The sequence below is a fragment of the Cronobacter dublinensis subsp. dublinensis LMG 23823 genome (assembly GCF_001277235.1).
Taxonomy (GTDB): Bacteria; Pseudomonadota; Gammaproteobacteria; order Enterobacterales; family Enterobacteriaceae; genus Cronobacter; species Cronobacter dublinensis.
Genome location: NZ_CP012266.1, coordinates 1,192,698 through 1,205,993, shown reverse-complemented (window position 1 = coordinate 1,205,993; position 13,296 = coordinate 1,192,698). Strand labels below are relative to the sequence as shown.

Annotated in this window: 13 protein-coding genes; 7 read left to right on the top strand and 6 right to left on the bottom strand. The window is 62.1% G+C overall.

Features of this window, described 5'->3' with window-relative positions; translation table 11 throughout:
* Window positions 1-173 precede the first annotated feature (173 nt).
* The 5 genes from AFK67_RS05500 to ybbA form a co-directional block, all read right to left on the bottom strand.
* On the bottom strand, window positions 174-833 hold the full coding sequence (locus tag AFK67_RS05500; RefSeq protein ID WP_007710294.1) for a methionine ABC transporter permease: 660 nt from the start codon (window positions 831-833) through the stop codon (window positions 174-176).
* The gene (sfbB, locus tag AFK67_RS05495) at window positions 826-1,839 is read right to left on the bottom strand and encodes a virulence-associated ABC transporter ATP-binding protein SfbB (protein WP_007710291.1); all 1,014 of its coding nucleotides are present in this window, start codon (window positions 1,837-1,839) and stop codon (window positions 826-828) included. The genes AFK67_RS05500 and sfbB overlap by 8 nt, the downstream gene beginning before the upstream one ends.
* 63 nt (window positions 1,840-1,902) lie before the next feature.
* Window positions 1,903-2,733, bottom strand: coding sequence for a MetQ/NlpA family ABC transporter substrate-binding protein (locus AFK67_RS05490; protein ID WP_007710289.1), 831 nt, complete (start codon window positions 2,731-2,733; stop codon window positions 1,903-1,905).
* A gap of 247 nt (window positions 2,734-2,980) precedes the next feature.
* A complete protein-coding gene (gene ybbP / locus AFK67_RS05485) occupies window positions 2,981-5,395 on the bottom strand; it encodes a putative ABC transporter permease subunit YbbP (RefSeq protein ID WP_038884048.1) in 2,415 nt (804 codons plus the stop codon).
* Window positions 5,392-6,078 carry a putative ABC transporter ATP-binding protein YbbA gene (gene ybbA, locus AFK67_RS05480; protein WP_032967364.1) on the bottom strand — a complete coding sequence of 229 codons (687 nt, stop codon included), beginning with the start codon at window positions 6,076-6,078 and terminating at the stop codon, window positions 5,392-5,394. Before ybbA ends, ybbP begins: the two co-directional genes overlap by 4 nt.
* On the opposite strand from ybbA, the gene tesA reads away from it, so the two are divergent.
* The 7 genes from tesA (at window position 6,046) to AFK67_RS05445 (ending at window position 12,801) form a co-directional block, all read left to right on the top strand.
* Window positions 6,046-6,675, top strand: coding sequence for a multifunctional acyl-CoA thioesterase I/protease I/lysophospholipase L1 (gene tesA, locus AFK67_RS05475; RefSeq protein ID WP_038884127.1), 630 nt, complete (start codon window positions 6,046-6,048; stop codon window positions 6,673-6,675). The genes ybbA and tesA overlap by 33 nt on opposite strands.
* Window positions 6,676-6,703: 28 nt before the next feature.
* Window positions 6,704-7,474, top strand: coding sequence for an SDR family oxidoreductase (locus AFK67_RS05470; protein ID WP_007724746.1), 771 nt, complete (start codon window positions 6,704-6,706; stop codon window positions 7,472-7,474).
* 58 nt (window positions 7,475-7,532) lie between these two features.
* Window positions 7,533-8,387 carry a co-chaperone YbbN gene (locus AFK67_RS05465; RefSeq protein ID WP_007755764.1) on the top strand — a complete coding sequence of 285 codons (855 nt, stop codon included), beginning with the start codon at window positions 7,533-7,535 and terminating at the stop codon, window positions 8,385-8,387.
* Between the two features lie 110 nt (window positions 8,388-8,497).
* Window positions 8,498-9,415 carry an SPFH domain-containing protein gene (locus AFK67_RS05460; protein ID WP_007724736.1) on the top strand — a complete coding sequence of 306 codons (918 nt, stop codon included), beginning with the start codon at window positions 8,498-8,500 and terminating at the stop codon, window positions 9,413-9,415.
* Window positions 9,412-9,867 carry an NfeD family protein gene (locus AFK67_RS05455; RefSeq protein ID WP_007724733.1) on the top strand — a complete coding sequence of 152 codons (456 nt, stop codon included), beginning with the start codon at window positions 9,412-9,414 and terminating at the stop codon, window positions 9,865-9,867. Before AFK67_RS05460 ends, AFK67_RS05455 begins: the two co-directional genes overlap by 4 nt.
* Window positions 9,868-9,958: 91 nt before the next feature.
* Window positions 9,959-12,112 carry a PA5441 family protein gene (locus AFK67_RS05450; RefSeq protein ID WP_038884050.1) on the top strand — a complete coding sequence of 718 codons (2,154 nt, stop codon included), beginning with the start codon at window positions 9,959-9,961 and terminating at the stop codon, window positions 12,110-12,112.
* Complete coding sequence (locus AFK67_RS05445; RefSeq protein WP_007724725.1) at window positions 12,082-12,801, top strand: DUF3142 domain-containing protein; 720 nt, start codon at window positions 12,082-12,084, stop codon at window positions 12,799-12,801. Before AFK67_RS05450 ends, AFK67_RS05445 begins: the two co-directional genes overlap by 31 nt.
* Window positions 12,802-12,804: 3 nt before the next feature.
* On the opposite strand, the gene cueR is transcribed toward AFK67_RS05445, so the two are convergent.
* A complete protein-coding gene (cueR, locus tag AFK67_RS05440) occupies window positions 12,805-13,215 on the bottom strand; it encodes a Cu(I)-responsive transcriptional regulator (RefSeq protein ID WP_038873705.1) in 411 nt (136 codons plus the stop codon).
* Window positions 13,216-13,296 lie beyond the last annotated feature (81 nt).

Genomic DNA, 13,296 nt, shown 5'->3' with positions numbered 1-13,296 from the left:
GAACGACGGTTTTTTGGCGTAATTTTCAGCGTTTTTACGCGCACGCGCGCCCGGCTTTGCCGGTTTGCGTATTTGGATTGCCGGAATTTATCGAAGAGGAAAACGAGACGGAAGAAAAGAAAACGGCGCGCAGGAAGCCCGGCGCGCCGTGAAGATGAATACCACTGGCGTCATCAATGCCGATCGCGGCGGTCGGCGCGGTTCGCCAGCCAGTCGCCGAGCATTTGCACAACCTGCACCAGCACAATCAGCGCGATAACGGTCACGACCATCACCTCGGTTTCGTAGCGATAATAGCCGTAGCGAATCGCCAGATCCCCGACACCGCCGCCGCCGACAATCCCGGCCATCGCCGAATAGCCAATCAGACTGACCAGCGTTACCGTCAGGCCGCGCAGCAGGCCCGCGCTCGCCTCCGGCAGCAGCACCGTGCAGATGATACGCATCGGGCTTGCGCCAAACGCCTCCGCCGCCTCGATAATGCCGCGATCCACTTCGCGCAGCGCGCCATCCACCAGCCGCGCGTAAAACGCGATAGCCGCGACGGAGAGCGGCACCGACGCCGCCACCGGCCCGATAGTATTGCCGAGCAGCCACTGCGTCAGCGGCAGCAGCAACACCAGCAGGATAACAAACGGCACCGAGCGGATAATATTCACCAGCACCGAACCCACGACGTTAATGGCGCGGTTCTGCCAGAACAGATGGCGGTCGGTCACAAAGAGCAAAAAGCCGAGCGGCAGGCCGCCCACAATCGCCAGCAGCGTCGAAATGCCCAGCATCTGGAACGTTTCGCCAAATGCCAGCGTCAGGTCAGCGAGTAAATCATCCATGGATCACCTCCACCTGCGCCGTGCGGGCACGAATGTGCTCTACCGCCGCTTCAACCGCCGACGGGTTATCTTTCGCCGTCAGCTGCACCACTAAAATGCCGAGCGCGCGCTCGCCGATATACTCGATTTTGCCGTGCAGAATATTCACCGCCACGCCGAAATTAACCGCCACCTCCGACAGCACTGGCTGTTCGGCGGAGTCGCCGATAAAGAGGATCTTCAGCAGCGAGCCGTGCAGGTGCTCGCGCAGGCGCGAAGGCAGCGTCAGGTTCAGCGTGTGCGACACCAGCTGCTGCGTGAACGGATGCTGCGGGCGCGCGAAAATATCAAACACCTCGCCCTCTTCCACCACCTTGCCGCCGGACATCACCGCCACGCGATCGCAAATCGTCTTGATAACGTTCATCTCGTGCGTGATCAGCACGACGGTGATCCCAAGGCGTGCGTTGATCTCCCGCAGCAGCGCCAGGATGGTGGCGGAGGTTTCCAGATCCAGCGCCGAGGTAGGCTCGTCGCACAGCAGCACATCCGGGTGGTTAGCGATGGCGCGGGCGATGCCGACGCGCTGCTTCTGCCCGCCGGACAGCTGCACCGGATAGCGGCTGGCTTTATCGCTAAGCCCCACCAGGTCGAGAATTTCCGCCACGCGCGGGCCTATTTTCGCCCGCTCCCAGCCCGCCGCCTTCAGGCTGAAAGCGACATTCTGCGCCACGGTGCGGGTATGCATCAGATTGAAGTGCTGGAAAATCATCCCGATACGCTGGCGCGCGGTGCGCAGCGCCGCGCCGGAAAGCGCGGAGATTTCTGTGCCAGCGACGGTGACGCGCCCCTGCGACGGTCGTTGCAGGGCGTTCAGGGTACGCAGCAGCGTGCTTTTCCCGGCGCCGCTGGTGCCGACTATCCCGAAAATCGTGCCGCGCGGGATTTGCAGGGTAACGTCGTCAACCGCCCGCGTGCGCTGGCCGCCCGTCGTGAAATCGACGCAGACGTGAGTGAGTGTAATCATGATAACCCTCTGAAAAACGCGCGCGGGCAGGCACCAGGCCCGCCCGCGCGGCAATACCGACCATTATTTTTGCGCCGCCGTCATCCAGTCAGGCTTCTGAAACGCGTTAAAAATATTTTTCGGATCGTTAATCACCGCGGCATAAGCCGGCGATTTCACCGCCGCCACGATATCCTTCGCAAAGGGCTTGTCGGCGTCTTCGCTGCGGACCGCGATGATGTTTTTCAGGTTTTCATCAAGCTGCTCCTGCTTTAACGCAGAAGAGAGGTCAAGGCCCGCCGCGATAGCGAAGTTGCCGTTAACCAGCGCCGCCGTCACGCTGTCGAGCGTGCGCGGCAGCTGCGCCGCTTCAAGCGGTTTAAACACCAGCCCTTTCGGGTTAGTGGCGATGTCGCGCTCGGACGCTTTGGTCGGGTCGATATTCGGCTTAATGGTGATTAAGCCCATCGACTGCAAAAAGCGCAGCCCGCGCGCCAGGTTGGTCGGGTCGTTAGAGAGCGTAATGATGTCGCCCTTTTTCAGCGCATCAATGCTTTTCACTTTGCGGGAATAGAGGCCCATCCCGGCGGTCGGCACGGTCAGCAGTTTCGTGAGCTTAAGACCCTTATCGGCGGTGAATTTTTCAAAATAGAGCGAGTGCTGGAACAGGTTAGCGTCGATGCTGCCGTTGGCGAGCGCCATGTTAGGCTGCACGTAATCGCTGAATTCGCGCACCACGACCTTATAACCCTTCTCTTTAAGCGACGGCGCGATAGCCTGTTTCACCATGTCGCCGTAAGGCCCCGGCGCCACGCCGAAGGTGATGGTTTGCGGGTCACCCGCCTGCGCGGCCTGCATGCCGCCTGCCAGAAGTAATGCGCCCGCAAGCGTGCGCCAGCCCTTAAGCAATCCCATGAGGATCTCCCTTTGATGAAGTGTGTCAGTGCGTAGCGGCGGTATACCGCCTGATTATTGTGATCGCGCGCACGCAGAGTGCGGCACGTTAAGATGGCATATTCGCAGGCGACGGGTAATTGAAAATATTTCATTCAGTGGCGTGCAGGAGTGCGCAGCGTGTCGCGCTAACGCTATGAAAGATAAAATTAAAAAAAAACGCCTCGGGCGATAAAACCCGAGGCGCATAAGACTATGCGAAAATTCGCTAAGCGCTGAACTGGCGAAACAGCGCCTTGCTGCGGAGCAGCCTTACGCCGAGCCAGCCGCCGCACAGTGACAACAGCAGCGCGCCGCACAGCGGCAGCGTCACCCACAGCCGCCAGTCGGGCTCCCACGGGAAGTCAAACACGCGGGTCTGCAACACGCCGAGCGCCACTTCCGCCCCAATGGCCGCCACAAGCCCGGCGACCAGCCCCAGCAGCGCAAACTCGCTCCAGAGCGTGGCGCGCAGCAGCGTTTTCTGCGCGCCGAGCGTGCGGTAGACCACCAGCTCCTGGCGGCGCTGATGCATCCCGACCTGCACCTGCGCCAGTAACAGCAGCACGCCGCAGGCGGTCACCAGCACCACCATCACTTGCAGCGCGCGGCTTACCTGTTCCAGCACCTGGCCAATCTGTTTCAGGATAGCCCCGATATCCAGCACGCTGACCGTCGGAAACGCGCGGTTCAGCTGCGTCAGCATCGTGTCGGCGTTATCGGCCCGAAAGCTGGTAAGGAAGCTTTGCGGCTGTCCGTCCAGCGCCCCCGGCGGGAAAATAAAGAAAAAGTTAGGCCGCAGGCTTTCCCAGTCCACTTTACGCAGGCTGGTCACTTTCGCGGTAAACGCCTGGGTGTCGCCGGTGAACGTCACGCTGTCGCCGGGGGCGATATTCAGCCGCTGCGCCAGCCCTTCTTCCATCGATACCTCGCCCGGCCCCGGCGGCCAGCTGCCTGCGGTGATCGGGTTATGCTCGGGGCGTTCGGCCTGCCAGGTGAGGTTAAGCTCGCGGTTAAGCGCCTCGTCCTCATTACCCGCCGTGGACTTGCCGTTCATCTGCGTCAGGCGCGCACGCACGATGGGGTAAAACGTCTGCGGGATAATCTGATGCTCCGCCAGGAACCCTTTCACCGCATCGCGCTGTTCCGGCGCGATATTAATCAGAAAGTAGTTCGGGCTTTCCGGCGGCAGTTGCTGCTGCCAGCGATCAAGCAGATCGCCCCTTAATACCAGCAGCAGCGCCAGCAGCATAAAGGAGAGCGAAAACGTCGCCAGCTGGCTCAGGGTTTGCCACGGCTGGCGCAAGAGGCGGTTCACCGCGAGGCGCAGCGCAAGCGAGCGCAGCGGCAGCCGCTTAAGCGCCCACAGCAGCGCCCAGCCCGCCACGCCGCACAGCGCGGCCAGCGCCGCCGCGCCCGCGAGCACCGCCCAGAGCAGCATCCGCCCGCCCATCAGGCCAGCCAGTAGCGCCACGACGATCAGCGCCATCACCGGCAGATAGATTTTTAGCGGCCAGAGGTTCGCCACCGCGTCGCGGCGCAATACGCGCAGGGGCTGCGTCGCCAGCAGCAGGCGATACGGACGCAGTCCCACCAGCAGGGAGATAACCACCATTGACCCCACGGCCCAGAGCCACGGCCAGAAGCTCGCCTCCGGCAGCGTGGCGGGCAGCACCGGTTTGAGCAACTGCATGAGCAGCGCCTCAAACACCAGCCCCGCCGCCCCGCCGGTAATGGCCGCGAGCGCCAGCACCATCAGCCACTGGCCAATAATCAGCTTACGCAGCGCCGCGCGCCCGGCGCCGAGGGTTTTCAGGATAGCCACCAGATCGTAACGGCTGCGGCAGTAGTGGCTCATCGCCACCGCCACGGCGGCCACCGCCAGCAGCAGGGTCAGGAGCGCAGAGAGCAGCAAAAACTGCTGCGAGCGCTGGAGCGATTTACCGAGCGCGCTCTCGTCCTGCTCAAGCCCGGTCCAGCGATGCTCAGGCTGAAGCTGCGGCAATAGCCAGCGCTCGTAACGCGAAAGCGATTCGGGAGCGCCGGCGAACTTATAGCGCCAGGTAAGACGACTGCCGGGCTGCACCGCGCCGGTGCGCTCCGCATCCGCGAGGTTCATCAGGAGCCGCGGCGCCATCTGGAACGGGTTAAAGCCGCTGTCCGGCTCCTGGATGACCTCACCTGCCACCTTAAGCGTCGTGTCGCCCACGTCCACGTTATCGCCCGGTTTCAGGCCAAGCAGCGCCATCAGCCGCGGCGCCAGCAGCGCAGTGCCCGGCGCGGGCGAGAGACCCGGCGGGCGCGTCTGCAACGTGCCGTAGAGCGGATAGCGATCGTCCACCGCCTTCACATTCGCCAGCTGCGGGCGGTCGTCGGCGAAGGTCATGGTGGTAAAACTTAACTGGCGGGAGACCGTCAGCCCGTCGCTGCGCGCTTTATTAAGCCACGCCTGCGGCACCGCGCGGGAGCTCCTGAGCGTGCGGTCGCCCGCCATAAATTCGCGCGTCTGCTGGCTTAAGCCTTTTTCCATACGGTCGCTTATCTTGCCAAGCGCCAGTACGCAGGCCACCGCCAGACTTAACGCCAGCCAGACGATTAATAGCGACGGCGAGCGCCATTCGCGCCAGAACCAGCGGGCCGTCATGCTTCCTCCCACAGCTTGCCGTCGCGCAGGCGCAGGGTGCGATCGCAGCGGGCCGCCAGGGCAGGATCGTGGGTCACCAGGATAAGCGTGGTGCCGCTGTCGCGGTTTAAGGAGAAGAGCAGATCGGCGATGCGATCGCCGGTCTGGCGATCGAGGTTGCCGGTGGGTTCGTCAGCGAACAGCACCGACGGACGGCCACTGAACGCGCGCGCCAGCGCCACGCGCTGCTGCTCGCCGCCGGAGAGTTGCGCGGGCAGGTGATCGAGGCGTTTGCCAAGCCCCAGTTGCTCCAGCAGCGCCTGCGCCTGCTGGCGGCTGGCTTTGCCGCTCTCGCCGCGCAGCATCGCGGGCAGTTCGACATTCTCCAGCGCGTTGAGGGTTGGGATCAGCATAAATGACTGGAACACGAAGCCGACATCGCGCGCGCGCAGCCGCGCCCGCGCTTCTTCGTCCATCTGATGCAGCGGCTCGCCCAGCAGGCGCACCTCGCCGTCGGTGCCGTCGTCAAGCCCGGCGAGTATTGCCAGCAGCGTCGACTTGCCGGACCCGGACTCGCCCACCAGCGCGATGCTCTGACCCGGTTTGACAACCAGTTCAACTCCGGTAAGGATGGAAAGTGCGTGTTCCCCCTGACCGACGGATTTATTAAGATGATGAACTTCAAGAATGTTTTCCGCTGGCATTTCCCTTTCCTGTTACTGGCGTTATTAAGCTTTCGCGCCGCCGCGGCGGACACGTTACTGGTGCTGGGCGACAGCCTGAGCGCCGGTTATCGCATGGCGGCGGACGCCGCCTGGCCTGCGCTGCTTAACGATAAATGGCAGCAGCGCGACGTGCGCGTGGTCAACGCCAGCATCAGCGGCGACACCGCGCAGCAGGGGCTCTCGCGCCTGCCGGCGCTGCTCAAACAGCATCAGCCGCGCTGGGTGTTGATTGAGCTTGGCGGCAACGACGGCCTGCGGGGGTTTCCACCGGCGACGATCTCAGCCACGCTGACGAAAATCATAGAACAGGTAAAAACGGCGGGCGCGCAGCCGATGCTGATGCAGATTCGACTGCCCGCCAACTACGGGCGACGTTACAATCAGGCGTTCGAGGCGATTTACCCGACGCTTGCACAATCATCTTCCATCCCTCTGCTGCCCTTTTTTATGGAAGAGGTTTACCTCAAACCGCAGTGGATGCAGGACGATGGTATTCATCCCAATCGCGACGCCCAGCCGTTTATCGCCGACTGGATGGCGCAGCGACTGGCCCCTTTAGTTAAACACGACTCATAACCCTGCGGGGCGCTGAGCGGGTAAAGTTATGCAAAAATCACTCTTAATTACAGGATGTTCCAGCGGTATTGGTCTTGCCTGCGCGCACGAGTTGCGCCGTCAGGGTTTTCAGATCCTCGCGGCCTGCCGCAAGCCGGAGGATGTGGCGCGCATGAACGCGCTGGGCTTTACCGGCATTGAACTCGATCTCGATTCGCCGCAGAGCGTAGAGACGGCCGCGCAGGAGGTGATCCGCCTGACGAATAACCGTCTGTACGGCATTTTTAATAATGGCGGCTATGGCGTGTACGGGCCGCTCTCCACCATCAGCCGCGCGCAGATGGAGCAGCAGTTCTCCACCAACTTTTTCGGCGCGCACCAGCTCACCATGCTGCTGCTGCCCGCCATGCTGCCCCACGGCGAAGGGCGCATCGTCAACACCAGTTCTGTGATGGGATTAATTTCAACGCCAGGGCGCGGCGCCTACGCGGCCAGCAAATACGCACTGGAGGCGTGGGCCGACGCGCTGCGCATGGAGCTGCGCTACAGCGGCGTCAAGGTGAGCCTGATTGAACCCGGCCCCATCCGCACGCGCTTTAGTGAAAACGTGAACCAGACGCAGTCGGACAAACCGGTGGAAAATCCCGACATCGCCGCGCGATTTACGCTCGGCCCGGAGGCGGTCGTCGCCAAAGTGCGCCATGCTTTTGAGAGCCCAAATCCGCGCATTCGCTATCCGGTGACGCTGGTCACCCACGCCGTCGCCTGGCTGAAACGGCTGCTGCCGACGCGAATGATGGACAAAATTTTACACGGGTAAGTTGAAGGCGCGCGCCCTGCCCCCATGTAAAAAGAAAATCGACAACAGAGAGTGACTCATGTCCGAACAGTATATTATCAACCTTAGCGAAGCGAACCTGCACCAGGTCCTGGAGCAATCCATGAACGTGCCGGTGCTGTTCTATTTCTGGTCCGATCGTAGCCAGCACTGCCAGCAACTGACGCCGGTGCTCGACAAACTGGCGAACCAGTATCAGGGCCAGTTTATTCTCGCGAAAGTGGACTGCGACAACGAGCAGGCTATCGCCGCGCAGTTTGGTCTGCGCGCCATTCCCACCGTCTACCTGTTCAGCCAGGGCCAGCCGGTGGACGGCTTCCAGGGCCCGCAGCCGGAAGAAGCTATCCGCGCGCTGCTCGATAAAGTCCTGCCGCGCGAAGAAGAGCTGAAAGCGCAGGAGGCGATGGCGCTGATGCAGGAAGGCAAACACGCCGAAGCCCTGCCGCTGCTGAAAGAAGCCTGGCAGATGTCGAATCAGGCGAGTGAAATCGGGCTTCTGCTGGCGCAGACGCAAATCGCGCTTAACCGCACTGATGACGCCGAAGCGGTGCTGAAAACCATTCCGTTGCAGGATCAGGACACCCGCTATCAGGGTCTGGTCGCGCAGATTGACCTGCTGAAGCAGGCGGCGGACACCCCGGAAATCCAGCAGCTACAACAGCAGGTGGAGCAAAACCCGGATGACGCGCAGCTCGCAAGCCAGCTCGCGCTGCAACTGCATCAGGTAGGCCGCAACGAAGAGGCGCTGGAGTTGCTTTTCGCACATCTGAGAAAAGATCTGGGCGCCGCTGACGGCCAGGCGCGTAAAATGTTCCAGGAAATCCTGGCCGCGCTGGGTACCGGTGACGCGCTGGCGTCGAAATACCGCCGTCAGCTCTACTCCCTGCTTTACTGATCGCTACGCGGCAAGGACGCCGTGACCTTCCCCTGCCAGATTCGGGCGCTGCGCCCGGCGCCGGCAGGCGGTACAATGGTCGCTATTACTCACAACAGGAGGTTGGTTTAATGCTGTTTATTATCCCCGTATTTATTTTCGTGGCGCTGGTTGTCGTTCTCGCCTGCGTCAAAATCGTGCCGCAGGGCTTCCAGTGGACCGTGGAGCGCTTTGGCCGCTATACCAAAACACTGCAACCGGGCCTGAACCTCGTCGTGCCGTTTATGGACCGTATCGGTCGTAAAATCAACATGATGGAGCAGGTGCTCGATATCCCGTCTCAGGAAGTTATCTCCAAAGACAACGCCAACGTCACCATCGACGCCGTCTGCTTTATTCAGGTGATCGACGCCCCGCGCGCCGCCTATGAGGTGAGCAACCTTGAGCTCGCTATCATCAACCTGACTATGACCAACATCCGTACCGTGCTGGGCTCGATGGAACTCGACGAAATGCTCTCGCAGCGTGACAGCATCAATACCCGCCTGCTGCACATCGTCGATGAAGCCACCAACCCGTGGGGCATTAAGGTCACGCGTATCGAAATCCGCGACGTGCGCCCGCCCGCCGAGCTTATCGCCTCGATGAACGCCCAGATGAAAGCCGAACGTACTAAACGCGCCTATATTCTTGAGGCCGAAGGCGTGCGCCAGGCGGAAATCCTCAAAGCCGAGGGTGAAAAGCAGTCGCAGATCCTCAAAGCCGAAGGCGATCGCCAGTCGGCGTTCTTACAGGCGGAAGCCCGTGAGCGTTCGGCGGAAGCCGAAGCGCGCGCCACGAAGATGGTGTCGGAAGCGATCGCCGCCGGCGATATTCAGGCGGTGAATTACTTTGTGGCGCAGAAATACACCGACGCGCTTCAGCAGATTGGCTCGTCCAGCAACAGCAAAGTGGTGATGATGCCGCTTGAGGCGTCCAGCCTGATGGGCTCGATTGCCGGTATCGCCGAGCTGATGAAAGAGAGCGGCAACGAGCGTAAACGCCCATGATGACGCTTATCCTCTCTCATCCTCACGTTTTCTGGCTCTGCTTAGGCGGCCTGTTGCTGGCGGCGGAAATGCTCGGCGGCAACGGCTTTCTGCTCTGGAGCGGCGTGGCGGCGGTGGCGACCGGGCTGCTCGCCTGGCTTCTGCCGATGGGCTGGGAGTGGCAGGGCGTGAGTTTTGCGCTGCTGATGTTAGTGGCGGTCTGGCTGTGGTGGCGCTTGCTGTCGCGCCGGGCCGGTCCGCGTCCTGATAACGCCCTGAACCAGCGCGGCAATCAGCTGGTGGGCCAGCGCTTTACGCTGACGCAGGCGCTCATCAACGGGCGCGGTCAGCTAACCGTGGGCGACAGCGTCTGGCCGGTCATCGCCGACAGCGATCTTCCGGCGGGCACGGCGGTCGAGGTTGTCGCTATCGACGGCATTCGCCTGCGCGTACAGGCCCGCCAGACGGACTAACGATTTCTCGCCCGCCTACTGTTCAATAAAAGCCTGTTCGGGCATGATCCGGACAGGCTTTTTTACATTATTTTCACAAGGAAACGACGTTATGACGCCACGACTGACAGGGATCGCCCTCGCCCTCCTCGCGCTGCCGACACTCAGCGCGCAGGCCTCTTCCGATATCGAAGACTGTACCTGGGGCGCATCCGACTGCGTACTGCAAGGCGAGCCCTGGCTCGACGTAACCAACGACACCCGCGACAACCTGATGCGCCTTATCGGCGAGCAGAAACAGTTTGCGCTGCCGGTATATCCGCTGCCTGCCGACCTGCGCAACACCCGCGAGTATCACTTCGGCTATCACGCCGACGACGGTACGACGCCTGTCGAAACCCCCGCCGTCAGCGCGCCTGCGGCGGCCGCCCCGGATCCGCTCGCCACGCTGTTGACCGCCATGCATCTCGACCCGGCGGCGGCGACCGTCAACGATACCGACCGGGAAACCCGTTTCGTGTCTAATAATTCGCAGAGCGTTATCGCGTTTCTGACGGCGCTCAATAATGAGAAATCGCTCACCGACGCCCAGCGCCAGCACCTCGCGCAGGCCCGTCTGAGCCTTTATCAGGCGCCCGACAGCCAGCCTGCCAGCGTAAACGCGCCTCAGGGCACACCGGCCGCCGCGTTCGACGACTACCTCGCCGCCTCAACGGCCTTTTATCAGGGCGACTACCCCGCCGCCGCGGAACGCTTTAGCGCGCTGAAAGCCAGCCAGCAGCCGTGGGTCGCGCAAACCGCCGCGTACATGCTGATGCGCGTCGCGCTCAACCAGAGCACCGCCGGTGCCACCGATGATGAATACGGTCTGTTTGATACTACCAAAATCGACAAAGCGGCCGCGCGTCAGGCGCTCGCCTTTTCTGAGGATTACCTGAAATCCTGGCCGACAGGCGATTACGCCGACTCCGCGCGCGGTATGCAGCGTCGTATTTACTGGTATCTGCAGGACTGGGACGCGCTGGCGCCGCGCTACGAGCAGGCGCTGAAAGCCGCTTCTGACGCCGATGCCCTGCGCGCGCTGCTGATCGAAAACGACAGCAAGCTGCAAAGCAAAGACGCCAGCGGCGAGAGCTGGTTCGTCAGCAGCCCCGACGCGCCGCTCCTCACTTTTACCCAGACGCTGCGCTGGCTGCGCGAGTATGAACGTAAAGGTGAGAAAAACCCGCACGTCACGCGCCAGATGCTCGACGACTACAAACCCATTTATGAAAAAGCGGGCCTGATGCCGCTGTGGAATTACCTGCAAAACGCCTGGCTGTTCTGGCAGCAGGAGGATTACGCGGCGGTGACGGCGGCCATTAAGCCCGCCGACAGCCTGCCGCAACACGATATTCTCGCCCTCAGCGAACAGGTGCTTTACGGCGACGCGCTGGGCGCGCAAAAACAGTGGGCGGCGGCGCGCGACCACTGGCAGCGTTTGCTTAAATCCGCCAAACCGGGCGCAGAGCAGCAGCTGTTGCAGATGAAGCTTGCCGCAGCGCTTGTTGAAAACAACGAGACGGCGGCGATTTTCGCCCCGGAAAGCCCGGTCACCGGTCTGCGCTATCGCTCGCTGGTGCTGAAAACCAAAGCCTCCCCTGAACTGCTTAAGGCAGAGGCGCAGCACGGCATGAACAACGAAGAGCGCACCATCGCGCTGCACACGCTGCTCACCCGCCATCTGATCGCGGGCCGCTATCAGGATTACCTCAACGATAAAGCGTTGGCGAAGGATCTCCGGCCGCTCGATGAGAAAACGTTCGGTGACGTGAACCTTCAGATCTTTAACTGGAAAGGCGATGACGTGGCGGAAGGCTACGGCTGTCCGACGCTCGACGACACCGCGAAAACGCTGGCGGGCCGCCCTGATGACAGCCATGCGCTGAACTGTCTGGGTGAGTTTTTCCGCCTGACGGACGCGCGCGTGAACCGCTGGGGCGACAGCGGCGGCAACAGCACGCTCGATAGCGCCACCGACATCGATCATGCCGACGGCCAGCCCGATCGTCAGCATTACTATCAGCAGGTGATCGCCAACCCCAAAGCCGAGCCGGAAGATAAAAGCTATGCGCTCTACCGCGCCGTGATGTGCTACGCGCCGTCAGGCTATAACGACTGCGGCGGCAAAGAGGTCGACAAAGCGATGCGCAAAGCCTGGTTCGGGCAGCTTAAGAAAAACTGGCCGGGAAGCCCATGGGCGCAGCAGCTCAAATATTACTGGTAAGCCTGCTGCTGGCCGCCACGGGCGCGTGGGCGCAGGCGACACGGGCGAATGACGCCGACTACCGGGCCTTCTGGCTCTGGTCCGGCGTCAGGCCGCCCGCCGCGCTGCGCCAGGCGCAGGTTATCTATCTGCATCAGGGCGAGGTGGTGACGCGCCGGGGCGCGGCGACGTTCGTGCGTCTCGGCCAGCCCGTCGCCCGGCTGCGCGCGCCCGCTATCTGGGTCACCGTGCGGCTGGAGCGGCTCGATCTCACGGATGAAATGCTCGATACGCTCGTCCGCCTGCCAGAACGCTGGGCGAAGGCCGGGAATCGGGTGACCGGGTTGCAGATTGATTTTGACGCGGCCACGCGCCGTATTGACGACTACGACCGGTTCTTAACGCGGCTGCGGGCGCGGCTGGATGCGCGCTTCGCGCTCGGCGTCACGGGGCTGCTCGACTGGGCACAGACCGGCAGCGTCGCGCGACTCAACGCCCTGCCGGTGGATGAACTGGTGGTGCAGACCTATCAGGGCCGCCATACCGTGCCGGGTTACGCCCGCTATCTGCCTGCCCTGATGGGGCTGCGTATTCCTTTTAAAATTGGCATCGCGCAGAACGCACAATGGGATAACGCCGAGGAGGCGAAGCTCGCGGCCTCGCCCTGGTATCGCGGCGCAGTGATCTTCGTGCTTAACGGCGCCCGCTAAGCCTTACGCCCCGGCGCGCCGGTGGCAGCAGCCGGAGAGATTATCGATAATCGGGCAGTCGGCGCTGTCGTCGCCCGGACACGCGGCGGCGAGATCCAGCAGCTGCTGGCGCATCGCCTGCAGGGTCTCGATATGGTTTTCGATTTCCGCCACCTTTTGCAGCGTGCGCGCTTTAACGTCCGCGCTGTGGCGCGCCGGATCGTTAAACAGATGCACCAGCTCGCGGCACTCTTCCAGGTTAAACCCCACCAGACGCGCCTGACGCAGCAGCGTCAGCTCGTCGATATGCCGCTGCGAATACGTGCGGTAGCCGTTATCCCCACGCAGCGGCGGCGTCACCAGCCCTTTTTCTTCGTAAAAACGAATCGCTTTGCTGGTCAGCCCCGTTTTTTTCGCCACATCGCTGATATTCATGTTTCCCCCTTGATGGAAGGTTTAAATGACGCCGTGCCGTAACGCTCATGGCTAATCGACCGGGTTACGCGCTTCATCGCT

Excerpts from the sequence above, each read along its gene's own strand:
- cueR (WP_038873705.1), bottom strand. The coding sequence starts at position 13,215 with ATGAATATCAGCGATGTGGCGAAAAAAACGGGGCTGACCAGCAAAGCG.
- AFK67_RS05465 (WP_007755764.1), top strand. The coding sequence starts at position 7,533 with ATGTCCGAACAGTATATTATCAACCTTAGCGAAGCGAACCTGCACCAG.
- tesA (WP_038884127.1), top strand. The coding sequence starts at position 6,046 with ATGATGAACTTCAAGAATGTTTTCCGCTGGCATTTCCCTTTCCTGTTA.
- ybbA (WP_032967364.1), bottom strand. The coding sequence starts at position 6,078 with ATGCCAGCGGAAAACATTCTTGAAGTTCATCATCTTAATAAATCCGTC.
- AFK67_RS05445 (WP_007724725.1), top strand. The coding sequence starts at position 12,082 with ATGGGCGCAGCAGCTCAAATATTACTGGTAAGCCTGCTGCTGGCCGCC.
- AFK67_RS05455 (WP_007724733.1), top strand. The coding sequence starts at position 9,412 with ATGATGACGCTTATCCTCTCTCATCCTCACGTTTTCTGGCTCTGCTTA.
- ybbP (WP_038884048.1), bottom strand. The coding sequence starts at position 5,395 with ATGACGGCCCGCTGGTTCTGGCGCGAATGGCGCTCGCCGTCGCTATTA.
- AFK67_RS05500 (WP_007710294.1), bottom strand. The coding sequence starts at position 833 with ATGGATGATTTACTCGCTGACCTGACGCTGGCATTTGGCGAAACGTTC.
- AFK67_RS05450 (WP_038884050.1), top strand. The coding sequence starts at position 9,959 with ATGACGCCACGACTGACAGGGATCGCCCTCGCCCTCCTCGCGCTGCCG.
- sfbB (WP_007710291.1), bottom strand. The coding sequence starts at position 1,839 with ATGATTACACTCACTCACGTCTGCGTCGATTTCACGACGGGCGGCCAG.
- AFK67_RS05460 (WP_007724736.1), top strand. The coding sequence starts at position 8,498 with ATGCTGTTTATTATCCCCGTATTTATTTTCGTGGCGCTGGTTGTCGTT.
- AFK67_RS05490 (WP_007710289.1), bottom strand. The coding sequence starts at position 2,733 with ATGGGATTGCTTAAGGGCTGGCGCACGCTTGCGGGCGCATTACTTCTG.
- AFK67_RS05470 (WP_007724746.1), top strand. The coding sequence starts at position 6,704 with ATGCAAAAATCACTCTTAATTACAGGATGTTCCAGCGGTATTGGTCTT.